Below are 18,797 nucleotides of genomic sequence, written 5' to 3' on the forward strand. Positions count from 1 at the left end.
CATTAACTACTAAATTGCAGATTGAGTAGGGATATAAAACCCATTTATCCGCTTTTTCGGTCATAATTAATTCTGTTAGCGGTAGCGGGGCATTTAGCCCATTCTGACTCCTGATTCCTGAATTTTAATCAACAAAATCAGGTCGTGCCTTACCCGTTGATTTCAATTTTTGCTCTAAAACTGCCCAATTTTCTTGCTCAATTAAGTTAGTCAACTCATCGAGATTGTGACGATACTGTTGCAGCGATCGCAGCAATGCTTGACGATTATACCGCGCCATCATCACGCCCAACTCTGGATTCCCACCACCTACACGGCTGGTATCTCGAAAACCTGAACTAGCTAACTTTTGAGCTAATTCCAAAACATCGGGGTCAGTTTCACTCAAACAAGCTGCAATCAAGGAGGAACTCACCATCACAGGTAAATGAGAAATCCAGCTAACAGCGCGGTCGTGTTGCTCTGGTTGACAATAATAGATATTAGCCCCAAGCGATCGCACAATTTCTTCTACAACCGCGATTGCATTAGTTGGCGTTGTAGCTGTAAGTGTTAATACATAAGGTTTATCAACAAATAATTTCCGTTGTGCAGCTTCTATGCCACTGTCTGTTCTTCCCGCCATTGGATGACCGCCAATAAAATTATCCCAAAGGGGAGAAATCGCTTTGACTATCTCCGCTTTTGCCGAACCCACGTCAGTCACCACGGTAGTAGTAGACAAATGAGCAATCGTTTGCTCCAATTGGGGCACAATAAGCGCTAGAGGTGTACAAATAAATACAACCTCTGCGGCGGCTAATAGGCTCAGATCGACTGATGCTTCATCAACACTGCCGATAGCAACTGCCTTTTCACAGGTAGATTCACGGCGACTGACTCCTAAGATATGATGTCCTTGCGATCGCAAATCAAAACCCAAAGATCCGCCGATCAATCCCAATCCTAAAATCCCAATATTCATTTTTGATTTTGACATTCCGTTTTTATGACTTTACCAACTATTGAAGTTGGCATCCAAGGGGTAGCATCGATGACTGTAGAGGAATTACTAGAAAAATACGCAGCAGGAGTCTTAAACTTTAGTGGCGTTGACCTTGCGGAAGCTAATCTGAGTGGGGTCAAACTCAGTGGCGTGAATCTGAGTGATGCTAATTTGAGTATAGTTAACCTCAGTGGCGCGAATCTGAGCGAAGCTAACTTGAGCAATGCCAAGCTGAACGTAGCCAGACTCAGTGGTGCGAATCTATGCAACGCCATCTTGAATAACGCTAGTCTCAATGTCGCTAATTTGATTCGAGCCGATCTCAGTCGCGCTCAACTTAAAGGAGCCTTGTTGATTCGCACTGAGTTAATTCGTGCCGATCTCAGTCGTGCTGACCTGTCGGAAGCTGACCTCACCAGTGCTGATTTGCGAGAGGCGACACTCCGCCAAGCAAATCTCCGCCACGCTAACTTGAGCGAGACTGTCTTGAGAGGTGCTTCTTTGACGGGAGCAAATTTAGAGATGGCTAACTTAAACGCTAGTGACCTCAGTCGTTGTGACCTAAGTGGTGCAAATTTGCGAGATACCGAACTCAGACAAGCCAATCTCAATCATGCTAACTTGAGCGGAGCAGATTTGAGCGGCGCAAACCTCCGGTGGGCAGATTTGAACGGCGCGAACCTCCGGTGGGCAGATTTGAGCGGGGCAAAATTGAGCGGGGCTACTTTAATTGGCGCAGATTTAACCAATGCTAATTTAACGAATACAATTTTCATCCACGCCGATTTAACTCAGGCAAAATTAATGAGGGCGGAATGGATTGGTGCTGACTTAACAGGAGCAACATTAACTGGGGCCAAGCTTTACGCCACCTCGAGGTTTGGTTTAAAAACCGAAGGGATGATTTGTGAATGGGTCGATCTTAGCCCAGCCGGCGATCGCTCCATTATCCAGAAGTTCCATTCGGAAGACTCACGAGACTTCTTTAACGAAACACCGCCCACAATCCGCATTATTGTTGATGCAGCCTTAGAACATGAAGCCAATTTTGCGATCGCAGGCGCTTACTACCAAATTGCTCAGGAATACCGAGGGCTGAAACAACCTCCAAGCATAGAAAGTGGTCGTCGTCGAACCATTTTCACATTCTATGTAGATAGCGACGAAGCATTATTTTCCACTGCTTACATTGTGATTCTTCCCTTTCTAGATGCGGCATCTACTCAAAAGAGTATTGCCAGTGTGGTGGAAATGATTAACAGTGAAGTTATTACAAACCAAGATTTAAAATCGCTAAAATCACCCCTTATTGTGAAACAATTAAATATTCTTCTAGAGCAAGCCATCAATCAGGCTACAACAATTAAACAGACAAAAAAAAATATTGAAGTAGCCGCAAAGTTAAATTTTTGTAAAGCCCCAACCCAAATAATTCTCACAAATTCTAGCGCCCAAACTTTGATTGTTCATGACAATCCCAACTTTGGGAAAAGATTTATTAATCGTTCTGCTCTCAATGCTTCAACTTATGATGATATATCTAATGAGTCAATAAAATATGATATATTGCCTTCGTTAAATATGGTTACAGATTTTGTCAAAGGATTTCACTATATTAGTAATTAGAAATGGGGAATATGGAATGGAAAATAGGGCATTAGTTATTAGACTATTAACAAATGACCAATGACAAAAATAAAATTCATGGAGGACAAAAATGCGCGATACCTTTAATAAAATGATCGGTCGGACTCGCTATGTAGTCTTTCGCTTATTTCTGCATTTAGGGGGAGGTGAAGTAGCACCAATTCTGGGAGTATTAAATAGTGCTGGGCGAGATGCGATCGATGTCGATGGCGACTTAGAAGTTTTGGGAGAAGGATTGGTACAAATTAGCCAAACCTTGTTGCAATACGATGAATATTGGCTTTCGGCTGCCAACGAAGGTGATGTATTTTGGGACGAAGGCGAGGCGGGAGATTACGTTAACGAATTATTTACTGACTCGGCTGAAAGATATCTCAGCGAACCAGATTACAACTCTGACTCTAGCTCGAATGAACCTTTATCTATACCTGTAACCCGTAACGTCATTGTGATGATTACAGTAGCTTATGAAGGAGAAGTCCCAGAGTTAGAAACCGATCTTTCTAACGTTCAGGCACTTAAAGAAGGATTGAAAGCATTGATAAATTTGCATTATAAACATAGATTACAAGCAATCCAAGTGCATTTCTCCCCTGCACAGTTAGGTGATGACCTCACTAGCGACCAACTGTTGCAATATTACCCAGAATTGATTCCTTTATAATCTGTTGGGTAGTCCGTACTTACTACTCACATCGAGAAATTGTTAAGCTCCGAGATAGGACAATAATCCAATGATCATGACCATAGTACGTAAATTTACAGCAGTTTTTTTAGCTCTGAGTTTGTGTATCACAACTGTTGCTTGTGGTGGCGAAAACCAAACTAATCCCTCGGCTAAGAACGTTAACCAAACCTCTAATACCACAAAGCTGAGTGACGGTGAGTATCAAATACAACAAGCCACTTATGACGATGCAAGTGGTGAATATAACCTGTTTTTACTGAACAACAAGCCGCCAACCTTTGCAACCGAAAATCTGCAAATGGCACGGTTAACTGAGGATGAAATCAAGCAGGGTAAAAAGACATATCTGAAGGTAGACAAAGGACAACCGATTTTATATCTGACGGAAGACTTTAAACTTGAGTACGTCCACAACGTTACCGAGAATAAAACCAATCCCCAAACAGGACAACAAGAGACGGTTGTAGTGCGTCGAGAAAATAGCTTCTGGGCACCATTTGCTGGGTCTGTGGCTGGTAGCTTGGCGGGACAAGCAATTGGTAGTATGTTGTTTAGACCCCAGTATTATGTACCCCCTGTCTATCAATCAGGACAAGGATTAAGTGGCTTCGGTGGATATGGCGGAAGTTATGGCCAAGCAGTTCAAAACTACCAAACTCGCTACAATGCGCCACCCGCAGCCGTGACAAATCGCACTGCCTTCCGCAATACAGGGACAATTAGAAGGTCATATCCTGGAAATTCAAATGTACGCAATACACCGCGTAGCACTACAGGTAATAGCCGTCCTTCTGGTTCTGGTTTTGGTGGTAGTAACTTGCGACCCTCTGGTAACTCCAGCACTACTAAGCGCAATTCTGGCAGTAGTTTTGGTAGTGGGCGTAGTACAGCACCCCGCCGCTCAAGTGGTTTTGGTAGCAGACGGCGTTAAGAAATTTTGTTACCGATCATTAACTTGTTGAATGCTTTTTGTTAGTCGATTGTTGGGAGATGTCGTTATAGAAATATATGACGACATCTCTTCAAAAAGAACTAAGGAACGTGGATTAAATAAAGTGCAAAAGTAGGGTGTGTTAGCAAGGAGAGTACATTAATCGCGTCTCTAACTTTTTTTAATTTCCTTGCAAGGGTGCGTTTAAGACTTTCTCAATGCGATCGCGCGTTTCTAGTAAGTGCGCTTTGGTGTATTCATCCTCAGAATTCACCCCCTTCAGTTGCTCGTCTAGTTGTTTGAGTTTATACCAAGCTAAAGTCCGAGCATCTTCTGGGACAGATTCTTTCCGTAATACCATAGCCGTCAAAATGTCCAGATATTGGCGCTGCAAGCCTCGCCGCAAACTAGAAATCTTCATTAGTTTACCCTTTGGTTTGATTACTTCTGTCCAGATTCCTGATTGCAAGGTGTCAAATAGTTCCGGTAGAGTCAATGCATTTTCTGGTTTCGTTTTGAGTTCAATATCCTTGAGGCGAGAGAGGCGATCGCCTGAGAGCAAATCCCGCAGCACAGAACCCTGCATGAGTAGCACCAAGTCATGAATGGGAAAATCTAAACGGCCAACTCGCGGAGAACTACCCCAATGTCGCCAACGGGAAGGTGCTAATTTATTCAGTAGTTCTGGTGAAAAGCTCAGGGCATCTTCTGCAAACACATACTTTTGCAGCGTCTCTAAAGCTTGCCGTTGTTCTTCAACTGGTACTGGTTCAAATGGTAATCTGTGTTGGCTAACTCCAGAGGGGATTTCACTAGGGTGAATCCGATAGAAAGACTGTCCCCCAATGTATTTTGTAGTGTAATATATTTGCTGAAAATAGTTACCCAATACTGTGCTAAAACGTTCGCTCACATCGCTGTAACCATCACCAGCTAATGGATAACGCTTATCAAGACGTTGCCACATCACCCGCGAATTATTCAACTGCCACTGAGAATAAAGCAGCACGTTACTGCTATTATCCCAAGCATCAGCAGTTGGGTCAAGATCGTACACATCTTCATCTGTAGAATAACTCAACTCCGGCTTGTAGGATTGGGCAGCAATTTCTTCCAAAATTGGCTTCTCTGCTATGGGAGTTGATGTCTTAATTGGTATGTAGCCGTACTTAATCGCCCATTCATCATAAGGCCCCACCATACTAGGAAAATAATCTCCCTGTTTTGTCCCTTGAGGGGCAATATTTGGGGGAATGTAATCCATTACAGAAGTTGTCAGACCTTTATTTTTAGTAATTTCTGTATTATTCATCTCCTGTGGTGCTAACAGAGTACTACCACGGAAGTTATGACGTAAACCAAGGGTGTGTCCAACTTCGTGAGCGATGATTAAACGTAAATATTGATTGATATATTCTTTCATCTGGTCTGGAGTGGCCATTGTATCTGGCAATAGTGACATCGCCAGTGAACCAAGGGCAAATTGATTAGCAGCTTCCATCCCGTAGCATAAATCGTACTCGCCTGCCATTTTAGATAAACGATTTAACAACCCCTGTTGCCCTTCCATCTGCTGGGGTACACCATTGTTTTTTGCATCTAACCCATTGGCGCAAAGTAGCCGATTTTGCATCAAAGCTGATAGAGTAGTCTGGTTTTGTGCTTGGTTGGGTTGGACGATTTTGCGATACTCATTTTTGAGTGCCCGGATAAAGCTGGCATCTACGAGAATGTCTGCATCCAAAATTTCTCCAGTCAAAGGATTAACACGGGATGGCCCCATTGCAAAATAACCATCGACTGTGTTGATCCAGCGAACTGTGTTGTAACGAATATCGGCAGGGTCCCATGTTGCATCATCGGGCATTTGGCGGACTTCAATTGCATCCTTAAATCCAGCTTTCAGAAAGGCTTTGTTCCACATTAAGATGCCTTCTTTCATCGCATCGCGGTAATCTAAGGGCACAGCGTTATCAATCCAAAAGACAATCGGTTTTTTGGGGCGAGAAATTACTGCTTTTGGGTCTTGTTTTTCTAAATCCCAACGATTTATGTAGCGGACAAAAGAATCGCCGCGATCGTCTTTGGATAAATCTTGATAGGCGGTGATGAAATAACCGATGCGATCGTCAGCAAGGCGCGGTCGATAATCTTTATCAGGTAGTTGGGAGAGACTATAGTGGACGCGCAGCGTAAAGCCACGGTTGTCAGGTAGCGATACGAAGCCTGGTACTTCACTCTCATGACCAGAGCCACCAGAGAAATTTAAAATGGACTCAATTTCTAAGTTTTGAGGAAAAGCTTTAGCAGTACCAAAATAGGACTGGTCAGTGGTTCCTGGGACTCCTAAACTTACAGATAATCCACCTAAATCTGTCAGTAATAAATCGCCCAAGTCGATGAGAATAGTTTTGCGTTGTGGATGAATGCTTTTAATTGCAATGCTGTAGAGAACAGAATCACTAAAAGACCGGGCTAGCGATCGCACTTGAGGATCTCCCTCACGAGTGCGAAAATTGACATTGCGGATGACAAAGTTTAATTTATCATCCACCCGTTGGAAATAAAATAAAAAATCTTGTAGAGGCATACCACTATAAATACCTCGTTCGCCAATGCCCGATTCCAGGGTTGCAGTAGCTAGGTAATTTTTGTTAAGTTGCTCTGGCTTAATTTCTAGATAAATTTTATTCTTTTCTTTATTGCGATAAAGGGTAAATAGTCCCCCTGACTTTTGGGTGTTTTTCACTACCTCATCAAATACCTCTAACTCATCCTTTACTGTTGGTTTTTTGCCAGGTTTAGGCTTTTCTGGAGGTTTGGCAACTTGTAAAAATGGTTGCTGTGCTGATTTTTGAGGATCTTTTACTACCCAAATAAACGGTTGAGGTTGTACATGTTTATTTTGATTAACAACCCAAAGTTGCCCTGGTGGTAGCCTCTGTTTCTGAGGAATATTGATATTCTTAAGTGATAAAGCTGAGATTTTAGTTGAATCAGTTTCTGTCGTTAACTGACTATTGGCTGTAACTACAGATTCTATAACTTGCACAGCCTTATGGTTCGCTAACAACTCTGTATCAACTCCATTCAAAGACGGTGACTTGGCGCTAGCCGTTGCTATTCCTAAAAATAAACTATGTAACAAAATTATATAAAAAGTTAATCTGTTTTTCATCGCATCAATTCCCTGATAACTATCCCGTAATTTTTAACTTTTTCCAAGCTATTTAGCCTGCTTTTTTATGATTTTTACATCAGAGTAGTAAATATCTGGGGGAAAAAGTATAACAAATTAACGAAACTCGGAAGAATGCTTGATTTTTGAAGTAATTTTTCTGATGACACTTTATTTGCATCAGGAGAGGAAGCTTAAGGTGACTAAGGGTTAACGAGAAGCTATCCTCCAGAAACGCCGTCAGTGTAGCCCATCGTAGATATCGACAACGCATGATATTTTTCGTGTAGTATTTATTGATACTATTTATTTTTGTCAATGAGAAGCAAACTAGCACAGAAAAATTTTTAGTTCCAGATTATCAAAATAGTAAGTTAAATGTAACAACGGACACAGAAATGTCAACATATTTATCTCAACTTTGGCAACTGCTGAGAAATTATGTGAGGGATATAAGTTTACAAGAGATGCCAAAGAAGACATCTGTGGAAACTGAAGTAGTTTTACCTCTAGGAAAAAGTATTAAAGAACCAGACAAAAGCGTTAAATTCACTCAAGATAATTTGCAGGAAGATTTATGGTCTCAAAGACTGCAAGAAAGTTTAGAAAAATGGACAATACTAAGGAGCGGTTTGACTTCTAAGATAGGCGATCGGACATCGGACACGCTACCATCGGATTTTTGCTTGAGAGTGGGCGAAAGCGTATTCTGTTGTAGACATCGCCAGATGCATGAAGAGATTTATGATTTACTGGGCAATGGAGCGCTGAAACCAGAAATAGTCAATCAAATAATCCAATTTATTGTGGCTAATCAAAAAATTCGTCCAGAAATACTTTTCTGGCGGCTAGAAGATTTTTATCGTCGCTGGTGTCAGGGAGAATTTATCGATGGGACACCAGATGATAACCTACCTCAGAAGACAAGAGCAAAACTAGCGGCACAAAATATTGCGATCGGGTTGAGACAGGTAGACATATATACAGGGCTGAACGTACTGATTTTTTTGTTAGAGTTACACCGCTATGCCCAAGGGCGAGATGAACTCAAACAAAAAATCACCTTCTATCCATCTGCTCAACCCGATACAGACAATTTTTTCACATCCCAACTACTACGGGTCATAAACTATAGTGATGCCCTAGAAATTGGCAATTTTAGCAGTATAGTCGGGCAATTTCTCAAAGGCGGTAACTTTCACAGTGCTTACTTAGGCGATGCCAACCTCACCGGGGCAGACTTTAGCGGTGCTGATCTAAGCCTTGCTTATCTCGGCGATACCAACTTAACTGGGGTCAACTTCATAGGTGCCAACCTTAGCGGTGCAAACCTCGGTGATGCCAACCTCAGTGGTGCCAACCTCAGTGGTGCCAACCTCAGTGGTGCCGACCTCAGTAGCACTAACCTTAGTGGTGCCAACCTTAGCAGCACCAACCTTAGCCGCGCCGACCTCAACCGTGCCGACCTTAGCAGCGCCGACCTCAGCCGCGCCGACCTCAGCCGCGCCGACCTCAACCGCGCCGACCTCAGCAGCACTAACCTTAGCCATGCTGACCTCAGTAATGCCATCCTTTTCGGTGCCAATCTCAGTGAAGCCAACCTCAGCAGTGTCAACCTTAACCATGCTGACCTCTGCCGCGCTGACCTCAGTGGCGCTGATTTGAGTCACGCTATCCTCAACGGTACTAATCTCAGTGACACAATTCTTTTCAGTACCAATCTTAGTGATGCCATCCTTATCGCTGCCGATCTCAGCTATGCCAAACTTAACGGTGCTAAACTTAACAATGCCAAACTTAACGGCGCAATGTTTTTAGGTGCAGACCTCAGCGGTGTAGACCTAAGTCGGGTGACTCTCAACGAAGCTGACCTCAGTGGGGTTATTCTCAGCGAAGCCGATCTCAGTGGTGCAGACCTCACCGATGCTATCCTTTTCGGTACAGACTTCAGCTACGCCAACCTTAATAGTGCTAACCTAAGTGGCAGTAATCTCAGTGGTGCCATTTTCAATGGTGCGAATCTCAGCAACAGCAACCTCAACTATGCCATTCTTGGTGGTGCAGACCTCAGCGATGCCAATATGGAAAAAATGACATGGGGTAAAAAGCAGCAATGGGAAGGTGTGCGCGGGTTAGAGACAGCTGTTAATGTGCCGGAAGCATTGAAAGAAGAACTAGGATTGAATTGAGATAATGTGGAGGTATCTTTACTTTGGCTCTTTGTATCCTATCTGCGGGCTTCTTAAGCACTGAGTAATCAGCACTCATCATCTGGTTTACGCGATTTACTTACACCAATTTTAAATTCACAATGTAGCATGAGTGTCCAGTTGAACAAGTGTCCAGTTGATTCCAAGATTTTCTTCCAGTATTATTATGTAATGGCTATAATCCAAACGAGTTTCTTTTCTTGCCTAACAAACGATCACTCTGACAAGCCACAGAAGCGTCTTTGCCATCAATCTAATTAAATTTTAAGATAATTGCCAATGTAATACACCTTGATTATTAAATTTAATACCAATTCACTAAATTACAGTTAAAAATGATTCTGCTTTATTTCCTACCCATTCCCCTCTGCTATCCATAAGTCTTTGGAGCGCTTCCCAGCACTTATGCTTTTCAACAATATCTACTTAAAACAGGAAACACTACTAGAAATAAGCTAGTCTATTTTCCAACACAAGCAAGGGATTTTTGTAGCTCTATGATTATTGATAATAGCGCTAGTAGTTCAAACCAGAAGTTACTCGGTTTTGATATCAAAAGTTTGACAGCCAATCGCCGTTCAATGAATGTATTAAAGGGAATATTTGCTGTTCTCCCGATCGCCTTGGCATTGCCTGTAGATGCTTTACAAGTAAAGGTGACTCCAACTAATCCTAAATTAGGGGATACACTCTCAGTAGAGATTAATCTAGATAATCCAGAGAATGCGACAAATCCGACAGTAGCGAATGGCAATAATACATACCCAGCTTTTAAAATTGCCCCCAATCAGTACCGAGTCTTAGTTCCCACAACTCCGCTAGAAAAGCCTGGAACTAGAACACTTCGGGTTGTAGGAGATGGTCAAGTACAAAACTTGGCAGTGAATGTGCTTAATCGCCAGTTCCCCGTACAACGCATTACTTTGCCACCTGGCAAAGCCGGAGTGGATGCTACAGCTTATGAACTTAAGCGTGTGGCAGCTTTCAAGGCACTACAAACACCAGAAAAGTATTGGAATGGAGTATTTCTGAAGCCAAATGCAGGGCGGATGAGTACCAACTATGGTGTACGTCGCTACTATAATGGTACATTTGCAAAGGACTACTATCATCGTGGCCTTGACTACGCTGGTGCTGCCGGTTCAGCCGTAATTGCCCCAGCCCCTGGACGAGTTGCTTTGGTGGGTAGGGTATCCCAAGGGTTTCGGATACACGGTAACGTAGTTGGCATTGACCACGGTCAAGGAGTAACCAGTATTTTCATGCACCTGAGTCGGATTAACGTTAAAGAAGGTGATTTTGTGAAAGCTGGTCAACTAATTGGCGCAGTAGGTTCAACAGGTGCTGCCACGGGGCCACATTTACACTGGGGTCTGTATGTCAACGGACAATCTGTTGATCCAACACCTTGGCGAACTAAGGTTGTTAATTAGTAGAGGCGGAATTTATCTCGTCTGTGTATAATTTGTGTTTTTTGCTGATAATTAAGCAAATATAAATTGGATTGATACCGTCCCTACCTTGCTTGACCAACATAAATGATGATAAGCGTTATGAGTATCGAAAAAATTGTAGAACAAGCTCTCCAGGATGGTTATTTGACACCAGCAATGGAAGCAGAAGTTGGTAGAATATGTGACAACGCCTCGGAACTCTCAATTGAAGAGTATATGGCGCTGGATCGGCTTATGGGGGCGCTATTGACTGGTGAGGTAGTGGCGGTACCTCGTAAGCAATTCATTAACGTTATGGAAGAATTGGTACTGACAGAAGCGATCGCGCGAGTTGCAGAAATTGAAGCCACCAGCGAAAGTTCTCTAGATGTCGGCGATATTGCTGCTTACGCCCTCAATCGGCTACCACCTTTGTATGCTACTACAGAAGAAGGTGCTAGCTTTCAGCGCCAAACTGCCCTGGCACAACTACAAGACTTAATTTCTCAGCAAGTAACTGAGGCGATTAACCGTTATCTGGATCGACCCAATTTCTTCCCAGAACGGCAAGCTTTAGGCAAAAACACTGGTAATGAGGTTGTACGCCAAGTTAGTGCCTTACTCCAAACATACGCACCTAATTTTGAGCAAAAATTATAATTTTAATAGTCATTGGTCATTGGTCATTTGTCTTAGACCAATTACTAATGACTAATGACTCTTAATTACGTACTAACACTGTTGTCCCTATACTCACTTGCTCATACAACATTCGGACATCAGAATTACGCATTCTTAAGCAGCCGTGGGATACAGCCGTTCCTACCAGGTCAATATCCGGTGTACCGTGAAAGCCAATTTCATTCCGTCCATCTGACCAGAAACCAATCCATCTGTCTCCCAAGGGGCTATCCGTACCAGCCTGAAATACCTTGCCCGTGATCGGGTGACGCCAGATTGGATAATGCCGCATGTGGATCACCTGGAAAGAACCTGTGGGCGTTTCCCAACCCTTCTTACCTACAGCGATTGGGTAGCTGGCTATCACTTCATCTCCTGCGTATACATAAGTGCGGCGATCGCTTAAATCAACTACTACTTGCGTCGTGGCATTTGCTACCCTGTAAGATGGTATTTGTTGGGCTGAAGCCTGAGACCATAGACCTTTTGGCCAGCTATCCGCTACTGGATTTTGTCTTTCTGCTTGCGCCACCAGCCTTGTCTGAGTTGGTAGTTCAGTTGTAGCTACTACATTCTTCTTAATGATTTGAGGCTGAGTTTGAGGCTTAATGACAGAAGACCTAAGCGTAGGTGTCCTCCGAACTATTCTGCGTCTATCAGCTACTTTCACTACATTTTTCTTAATTATTTTCGACTTAGTTCCAGGCTTAATAGCAGAGGACTTTGGTTTAACCGCCCTCTGGACAGTTGAGCCTTGGGCCACTTCACCTGGTGGCACAGATGCACCCAGCGCAAGTTCCCCTAAACTGACTTGTGACAGATTCTTATAGACTCCCTCTGAGCGGCTTCCCTTAGGATTGGTTAGGGTAGAATCTCGCCGCATCGAAGTAGATGCAGACTTCTCAGACTGCCGTACCGCCGTAGTAATGCGCCAATGGACAGCTAAAGATAAAAATGCTGTGCCAAAACAAAGCAACATTACCATCCGCCCTACAGATTCGTTTCTTACCATTGCCATCGCCTATTGTTTATCCCTGACATATCCAGCCGATCAATTGGATGGGTTCATCATCCGATTATCAAAAATTTATCAATACTTATCATTTCCGCTATAAATCTGCCAACACCTTTGGGCAAACTAAGACTATACAAATTGCCCAAGCAGCAAAACTCCAAGGGGGTTGTAAGCCTTCACTCCGACTTTCTGCTGGAACTTTTGCGATATCGCAATCAATGATTAGTGCTGTAGGTGGGAGAAAAACCATGTTTGAAAAACTATTGCTAGCAGTCACAATTACATTTTCCCTTAATTTATTTTTTCAAGTTCGCGTACCAGAGGAACATAACACTGGTGCTATCTACGGGTCACAACTAGAACAATCGGCAACTATTGTGGTGATAAAATCAAAAAATAAATCACCATTATAATAACCGCAGCAACCCAACTCCCAGCAATTATTATCTGAATTTAAAAGATATCAAGAAGCTAGAATTACAAAATTTTTCTCTTCATCCTTAATAACCAGATTTAATTATTTTTATCAAGCGTATATACCCAGTTGCTAAAAGTACTAAAATGTGCATGATGTTGCACCTTTGTTAGCTGATAAGTCTTGGGCAACTATGCCAGCAGTATAAGGAAAAAGTAGCTCACTTTATTGCTATAAATGTATCCAAAATTGTCTGCCTCCGTGTTCCAGTAATAAATCCGTCACCTTAGCATGGAACTTCTATCCCATTAGCATGTCTAATAGATAGGGATGATTTAGAGCCAGTACGATCTATGAGTCAGTCGATCACTGTATCCTGGTCAACGGTTGATGCAAAGTATCCAGAAGCATCAGTGCAAGTTGACAAACTCCCTAACCACGATTTAATTTTGCGCTGTCAAGTGGGACTGCGACCAGATCGTGTTGCGTTTTCAGAGCTATTACGCCGCTATCAAAGTCAAGTTGATAGAGTTCTATACCACCTGGCTCCAGATTGGGCTGACAGAGCCGATTTAGCTCAAGAAGTTTGGATTCGCGTGTATCGGAATATTAACCGATTACAAGAGCCTGCTAAATTTCGGGGCTGGTTAAGCCGCATTGCCACCAACTTGTTTTACGATGAGTTGCGGAAACGCAAGCGGGTTGTTAGTCCTTTGTCACTGGATGCTCCCCGCTCGGTAGAGGACGGCGAGATGGATTGGGAAATCGCCGGGGATACCCCCGGACCTGAAGAAGAACTGACAACTAGAGAATTTTACGAGCAATTGCGGGAAGCGATCGCGGATTTACCAGAAGTTTTTCGTACTACCATTGTCCTAAGAGAGATTGAAGGCATGGCTTATGAAGAAATTGCTGAAATCACTGGGGTTTCTTTAGGAACTGTGAAGTCAAGAATAGCCAGAGCTAGATCGAGACTGCAAGCTCACTTGCAGAATTACCTAGACTCCTAATTTACAGTATATTGCCTCTGCCCAATGGCAGAATTTAAGCATAGATTAAGAATTACCAGAAAGACGTAGTTCGATTCTGCTCTGAGAAGGAAAAACGGCTAATTTTCCCGAAATTCCCGCCTATTCTACCCGTGTCTGAATTGTTAATAATGTTAAGATGACAACTGATTCTCAGTTTTACGACCGTTCTCCTTTGCAACTTCCTCAAGATTTGTCAGATGGGATGGCCAAGCATACCAATGAATCAACGGGTCTTATGGATATAGTGAAGCGCGATCGCTTCGAGTTATTGAGTGCTTACCTCGATGGTGAAGTTACAGCCTCTGAACGCAGGCAAGTAGAAGAATGGCTGGCAAATGATGCCTCAGTTCAATGCTTGTATGCGCGACTGTTAAAGCTGCGCCAAGGCTTGCGGACTCTCCCAGTCCCCACAGCCCAAGAGTCAACAGAAGCAACAGTTCAGCAAGTATTGACACGCTTGCGCCGCCGCTCCCGGTTCAACTGGTTAGCGGGAAGCGCAGCCGTTGCTGCTTGTGTAATCGGTGCAGTATCTAGCTTAGGATCTGGTGGTTCGAGTCTGCCGCAACTGGCGCAACGACCAGAAAAAGAACCGCTCCAAACGTCCTCAGCAGCGTCTATAATTCCACCCTCCCCTCTGATGGTGGGATTAAATAACCCGGTAATTGAAATTCCGAAAGCAGCTGTAGCTTCTCCAGAAAATCCAATTTATCCGGTACAGCCACAACGGCACGACTCCAAACAGGACATCAACTAATCGTAAAGTCAATAGTTCACAAATCGTGAATGTACTTTGCGGTTAAACCACAGCCACTCCACCAGCCGTTAGGTTGGAGGAAACCCCCGAATTGGTCAATTTGCTCTAGAGTCATTAAATAAACCCAAGCCCAACCCAGAGAAAGCGACTGTAGCTCATAAACCTCGATAATTTGTCGGTTATAGAGGTTTCCTGGCGCTTGTCTAGTGGACTGGTAATTTTCTAGTGCATCTAGCTGATTTAAAATTCTTGGGTTAGAAAAAGAAAGTAAGTATCCATAAACTTTGGTATCCCCTAGCGTCATTGCTGGGTAGCCCGTTGGCAGAGCAAACAATTTACCTTCTACAAAAGCTTTTTTGACATCAACTACTTTGTCAGCACAGTATTTTTTATAGTTAGCTTCACCTGGTTTGAGTGTGCCGTAGACAAAAAACCGCACCCAATCAGAAAATTTTATATTTGATTCAACCATCTAAACCTTCATCGAATGACTATTACGATAAGGGACTTCCAAGAAATAAATTACTCAAATAAACGAACCACAGAGACAAGGCAGCGCGGTCTTGGGGGTTTCCCCAATGAGCGACTGCCGCACAGAGAAGCCAGTGCGTTGCGGGAGTGGAGGAGTTTGTAGCACCTGGTGCAACACAGAGAAATAATGAGAAGAGAGTTTTTTCACCAGTTTTTGGGTATTTTTTTATTTGGAAGTCTCTAACTGAAACACTAGCAGTTTGGGCATAATCAGGCTGATGCTCAATTATATAAATCTATCGATGAGTAGTTGACCTACAATATAGATTAAATTGCTATGTGAACATAGATAGACCCAGTAGGAGAATTTTTGGTGGATTCCCGATATAACCCAGCAGCGATTGAGGAAAAATGGCAGAAAACATGGGTAGAACTTGGCTTAGATAAGACACCTTCAGCTAGCAACAAGCCAAAATTCTACGCTTTATCCATGTTCCCTTATCCATCGGGCAGCCTCCACATGGGTCACGTCCGTAATTATACGATTAGCGACGTGATTGCCCGTCTCAAGCGAATGCAAGGGTATCGGGTAATACACCCAATGGGGTGGGATGCCTTTGGCTTGCCAGCAGAAAATGCCGCCATTGACCGTGGTGTACCGCCAGCAAAGTGGACTTATCAAAATATTGCCCAGATGCGGCAGCAATTGCAGCGTCTTGGTTTATCCATTGATTGGGAATGTGAACTTGCTACCTGTTCGCCAGATTATTACAAGTGGACGCAATGGATTTTCTTGCAGTTTTTGCAAGCAGGGTTAGCTTACCAAAAAGAAGCAGCCGTAAACTGGGATCCTATTGACCAAACTGTATTGGCAAATGAGCAAGTTGATAACGAAGGGCGTTCTTGGCGCAGTGGTGCAATAGTTGAGCGCAAATTGTTGCGGCAGTGGTTTTTTAAGATTACCGACTACGCCGAAGAATTACTCAATGACTTGGATAAGTTGACAGGTTGGCCGGAACGCGTCAAATTGATGCAGGCAAATTGGATTGGTAAATCTACAGGCGCTTATTTAGAATTTCCCATTGTTGGAATAGATGAAAAGATCGCCGTGTATACTACGCGCCCAGATACCGTTTATGGTGTCAGCTACCTGGTGTTAGCACCAGAACATCCCTTAACAAACCGCGTCACCACAAAAGAACAACAAGCGGCGGTAGAAGTCTTTATTAAAGAGGTTTCCAATCAAAGTGAATTGGAACGTACTTCTGAAGACAAACCTAAGCGGGGTATCCCCACAGGTGGTAAGGCAATTAACCCATTTACAGGGGAAGAAGTGCCGATTTGGATTGCTGACTATGTACTGTATGAGTATGGTACTGGAGCCGTGATGGGTGTACCAGCACACGATGTCCGCGATTTTAAGTTTGCCAAAAATTACGATTTGCCAGTTGATTTTGTTATTGCTTCTCCAGATAATGTTGCAGGTTTTGACTTAACTCCAACATCAAACACTGATGAATCACAACTCATCCAAATTGACTATAACAAGGCATACACTGAACCAGGAATTTTAATTAATTCTGGAGCTTTTACTGGTATGGCTTCCGTAGATGCTAAACAAGCAATTATTGAACACGCCGAAAAACAAGGTTTTGGGAAAGTGCGGGTGCAATATCGCTTGCGGGATTGGTTAATTTCACGACAGCGTTATTGGGGCGCACCAATACCTGTAATTCACTGTCCCAACTGTGGGATAGTGCCAGTACCTGACAAAGATTTGCCAGTCAAGTTGCCAGAAGAGGTGGAATTTACTGGACGCGGCGGTTCACCTTTAACTCAGTTAGAAAGCTGGGTAAATGTATCTTGTCCGACTTGCGGCACTCCAGCGAAGCGGGAAACTGACACGATGGACACTTTTATTGATTCCTCGTGGTATTTCTTGCGCTTCCCTGACGCTAAGAATGAACAACAGGTTTTTGATTCCAGTAAAGTAAACGACTGGATGCCAGTGAATCAGTATGTGGGTGGGATTGAACACGCGATTTTACATTTGTTGTATTCGCGATTTGTCACTAAGGTTCTGCGGGACAGAGGGTTACTGAATTTTGATGAACCTTTCCAACGCCTGTTAACTCAAGGGATGGTACAAGGCTTAACTTACCTAAACCCCAATAAGGGCGGTAAAGATAAATGGATTCCTTCTAATCTGGTAAATTCATCTGACCCCCGCGACCCTCAGACAGGCGAACCTTTGCAACGTCTCTACGCCACGATGTCTAAATCAAAGGGCAACGGTGTAGCACCAGAAGATGTAATTTCTAAATACGGTGTAGACACAGCGCGGATGTTCATCTTGTTTAAAGCGCCGCCAGAAAAAGACCTGGAATGGGATGAAGCCGATGTGGAAGGACAATTCCGCTTTTTAAATCGGGTTTGGCGTTTGGTGACAGATTATATTACTGCTGGGGTATCCCGCAAAAAAGCTCAACTGTCTGATTTAACTAAGACAGAAAAGGAATTGCGGCGGGCAATTCACACGGCTATTCAAGCGGTGACAGAAGATTTGGAAGACGAATATCAATTCAACACAGCTATTTCCGAATTGATGAAGTTGAGTAATGCCCTAAGTGATGCCGACAAAAATTCACCAATTTACGCAGAAGGTATTCGGACTTTGGTGATGTTACTCGCACCCTTTGCACCACACATTGCTGATGAATTGTGGCATTTGTTAGGTGAAAGTAATTCAGTTCACACTCAAACTTGGCCATCATTTGACCCTGATGCTTTGGTTGCTGATGAAATTACTTTAGTGATTCAAGTTATGGGTAAAACTCGCGGTGCGATTCAAGTACCAGCACAAGCAGATAAAGCAGCGTTGGAGAAATACGCCCGTGAATCAGAAATTGCCCAGCGTTACATCGAAGGTAAAGAGATTAAAAAGGTAATTGTGGTGCCTGGAAAGTTGGTAAATTTTGTCGTCAGCTAAAAGTCAATACGGTTCAGTTAAAGTTAAAACTGTTTGTTAAACTGCAGAGGCACAGAGAAGCCAGTGCGTTGGGCGGGTTTCCCGACTTGTTCGCGCACCCGCACCGTCTCCGACAGGAGAAGCAACGGGCGCGACTCAGAGAGAAGAGAAAAATGCTTAACTGAATCGTATTGAGCTAAAAGTAAAAGAAACTGTTTCTTCGTTGAACAAATCCAAATCTGTCACAGCACCAAGACTGCTAGAAGATACCAATTTGGCATATTTCGCCAACACGCCTTTAGTGTAACGCGGAGCAGGAGGTTGCCAATTGGCACGACGACGGGCTAATTCTGATTCGGATATATTCAACTGCAATAAACGAGCCGGTGC

At 43.4% G+C, this 18,797-nt stretch carries 14 protein-coding genes and 1 pseudogene; 10 read left to right on the plus strand and 5 right to left on the minus strand.

Annotated elements, in window-relative coordinates; genetic code table 11:
• Nucleotides 1–124: 124 nt before the first annotated feature.
• Nucleotides 125–964 carry a prephenate/arogenate dehydrogenase gene (locus tag V7K55_RS23705; RefSeq protein ID WP_334835146.1) on the minus strand — a complete coding sequence of 280 codons (840 nt, stop codon included), beginning with the start codon at nucleotides 962–964 and terminating at the stop codon, nucleotides 125–127.
• A gap of 69 nt (nucleotides 965–1,033) precedes the next feature.
• Between V7K55_RS23705 and V7K55_RS23710 the strand changes: the two genes are divergently transcribed.
• The 3 genes from V7K55_RS23710 to V7K55_RS23720 all read left to right on the plus strand — a co-directional run bounded on the left by V7K55_RS23710 (nucleotide 1,034) and on the right by V7K55_RS23720 (nucleotide 4,251).
• Nucleotides 1,034–2,611, plus strand: a complete 1,578-nt coding sequence (locus V7K55_RS23710; protein ID WP_334835147.1) for a pentapeptide repeat-containing protein — start codon at nucleotides 1,034–1,036, stop codon at nucleotides 2,609–2,611.
• A 91-nt stretch (nucleotides 2,612–2,702) separates the two neighbouring features.
• Entirely contained in the window at nucleotides 2,703–3,296 is a 594-nt protein-coding gene (locus V7K55_RS23715) for a DUF1517 domain-containing protein (RefSeq protein ID WP_334835129.1), read from the plus strand.
• Between the two features lie 70 nt (nucleotides 3,297–3,366).
• Nucleotides 3,367–4,251, plus strand: a complete 885-nt coding sequence (locus tag V7K55_RS23720) for a hypothetical protein (protein ID WP_334835130.1) — start codon at nucleotides 3,367–3,369, stop codon at nucleotides 4,249–4,251.
• 181 nt (nucleotides 4,252–4,432) lie between these two features.
• On the opposite strand, the gene V7K55_RS23725 is transcribed toward V7K55_RS23720, so the two are convergent.
• Nucleotides 4,433–7,429, minus strand: a complete 2,997-nt coding sequence (locus V7K55_RS23725; RefSeq protein ID WP_334835131.1) for a zinc-dependent metalloprotease — start codon at nucleotides 7,427–7,429, stop codon at nucleotides 4,433–4,435.
• A 398-nt stretch (nucleotides 7,430–7,827) separates the two neighbouring features.
• Between V7K55_RS23725 and V7K55_RS23730 the strand changes: the two genes are divergently transcribed.
• From V7K55_RS23730 to V7K55_RS23740, 3 genes are all read left to right on the plus strand, one after another.
• A complete protein-coding gene (locus V7K55_RS23730; protein ID WP_334835133.1) occupies nucleotides 7,828–9,618 on the plus strand; it encodes a pentapeptide repeat-containing protein in 1,791 nt (596 codons plus the stop codon).
• Nucleotides 9,619–10,136: 518 nt separating this feature from the next.
• Nucleotides 10,137–11,072 (plus strand): M23 family metallopeptidase, encoded by a 936-nt coding sequence (locus V7K55_RS23735; RefSeq protein ID WP_334835135.1) that lies wholly within the window; start codon nucleotides 10,137–10,139, stop codon nucleotides 11,070–11,072.
• A gap of 120 nt (nucleotides 11,073–11,192) precedes the next feature.
• On the plus strand, nucleotides 11,193–11,732 hold the full coding sequence (locus V7K55_RS23740) for a late competence development ComFB family protein (RefSeq protein WP_334835136.1): 540 nt from the start codon (nucleotides 11,193–11,195) through the stop codon (nucleotides 11,730–11,732).
• Between the two features lie 61 nt (nucleotides 11,733–11,793).
• Here V7K55_RS23740 and V7K55_RS23745 read toward each other — a convergent pair whose 3' ends face one another.
• Nucleotides 11,794–12,765: a L,D-transpeptidase gene (locus V7K55_RS23745; protein WP_442949111.1), complete on the minus strand. Its 972-nt coding sequence runs from the start codon at nucleotides 12,763–12,765 to the stop codon at nucleotides 11,794–11,796.
• 221 nt (nucleotides 12,766–12,986) lie between these two features.
• Here V7K55_RS23745 and V7K55_RS23750 point away from each other — a divergent pair, with 221 nt between their 5' ends.
• The 3 genes from V7K55_RS23750 (at nucleotide 12,987) to V7K55_RS23760 (ending at nucleotide 14,968) form a co-directional block, all read left to right on the plus strand.
• Nucleotides 12,987–13,181: a hypothetical protein gene (locus V7K55_RS23750; protein ID WP_334835148.1), complete on the plus strand. Its 195-nt coding sequence runs from the start codon at nucleotides 12,987–12,989 to the stop codon at nucleotides 13,179–13,181.
• 355 nt (nucleotides 13,182–13,536) lie between these two features.
• On the plus strand, nucleotides 13,537–14,193 hold the full coding sequence (locus V7K55_RS23755) for a sigma-70 family RNA polymerase sigma factor (RefSeq protein ID WP_334835139.1): 657 nt from the start codon (nucleotides 13,537–13,539) through the stop codon (nucleotides 14,191–14,193).
• Nucleotides 14,194–14,350: 157 nt separating this feature from the next.
• Entirely contained in the window at nucleotides 14,351–14,968 is a 618-nt protein-coding gene (locus tag V7K55_RS23760; protein WP_334835140.1) for an anti-sigma factor family protein, read from the plus strand.
• A 16-nt stretch (nucleotides 14,969–14,984) separates the two neighbouring features.
• Here the strand turns inward: V7K55_RS23760 and V7K55_RS23765 are convergent, their stop codons facing one another.
• The gene (locus tag V7K55_RS23765; RefSeq protein ID WP_334835141.1) at nucleotides 14,985–15,440 is read right to left on the minus strand and encodes a gamma-glutamylcyclotransferase family protein; all 456 of its coding nucleotides are present in this window, start codon (nucleotides 15,438–15,440) and stop codon (nucleotides 14,985–14,987) included.
• A 372-nt stretch (nucleotides 15,441–15,812) separates the two neighbouring features.
• On the opposite strand from V7K55_RS23765, the gene leuS reads away from it, so the two are divergent.
• A complete protein-coding gene (gene leuS / locus V7K55_RS23770) occupies nucleotides 15,813–18,428 on the plus strand; it encodes a leucine--tRNA ligase (RefSeq protein ID WP_334835142.1) in 2,616 nt (871 codons plus the stop codon).
• A gap of 156 nt (nucleotides 18,429–18,584) precedes the next feature.
• Here leuS and V7K55_RS23775 read toward each other — a convergent pair.
• Nucleotides 18,585–18,797, minus strand: a pseudogene (locus V7K55_RS23775) (dihydroxy-acid dehydratase domain-containing protein); the annotation flags it as partial.

Origin of the sequence: Nostoc sp. (genome assembly GCF_036919895.1) — a bacterium.
Lineage (GTDB): Bacteria > Cyanobacteriota > Cyanobacteriia > Cyanobacteriales > Nostocaceae > Nostoc.

What these genes read in the sequence shown, in the direction of transcription:
- V7K55_RS23725 (WP_334835131.1), bottom strand. Translation starts at nt 7,429, where the DNA reads ATGAAAAACAGATTAACTTTTTATATAATTTTGTTACATAGTTTATTT.
- V7K55_RS23705 (WP_334835146.1), bottom strand. Translation starts at nt 964, where the DNA reads ATGAATATTGGGATTTTAGGATTGGGATTGATCGGCGGATCTTTGGGT.
- V7K55_RS23740 (WP_334835136.1), top strand. Translation starts at nt 11,193, where the DNA reads ATGAGTATCGAAAAAATTGTAGAACAAGCTCTCCAGGATGGTTATTTG.
- V7K55_RS23765 (WP_334835141.1), bottom strand. Translation starts at nt 15,440, where the DNA reads ATGGTTGAATCAAATATAAAATTTTCTGATTGGGTGCGGTTTTTTGTC.
- V7K55_RS23710 (WP_334835147.1), top strand. Translation starts at nt 1,034, where the DNA reads ATGACTGTAGAGGAATTACTAGAAAAATACGCAGCAGGAGTCTTAAAC.
- V7K55_RS23750 (WP_334835148.1), top strand. Translation starts at nt 12,987, where the DNA reads ATGATTAGTGCTGTAGGTGGGAGAAAAACCATGTTTGAAAAACTATTG.
- V7K55_RS23755 (WP_334835139.1), top strand. Translation starts at nt 13,537, where the DNA reads ATGAGTCAGTCGATCACTGTATCCTGGTCAACGGTTGATGCAAAGTAT.
- V7K55_RS23720 (WP_334835130.1), top strand. Translation starts at nt 3,367, where the DNA reads ATGATCATGACCATAGTACGTAAATTTACAGCAGTTTTTTTAGCTCTG.
- V7K55_RS23760 (WP_334835140.1), top strand. Translation starts at nt 14,351, where the DNA reads ATGACAACTGATTCTCAGTTTTACGACCGTTCTCCTTTGCAACTTCCT.
- V7K55_RS23730 (WP_334835133.1), top strand. Translation starts at nt 7,828, where the DNA reads ATGTCAACATATTTATCTCAACTTTGGCAACTGCTGAGAAATTATGTG.
- V7K55_RS23715 (WP_334835129.1), top strand. Translation starts at nt 2,703, where the DNA reads ATGCGCGATACCTTTAATAAAATGATCGGTCGGACTCGCTATGTAGTC.
- V7K55_RS23745 (WP_442949111.1), bottom strand. Translation starts at nt 12,765, where the DNA reads ATGGTAAGAAACGAATCTGTAGGGCGGATGGTAATGTTGCTTTGTTTT.
- V7K55_RS23735 (WP_334835135.1), top strand. Translation starts at nt 10,137, where the DNA reads ATGATTATTGATAATAGCGCTAGTAGTTCAAACCAGAAGTTACTCGGT.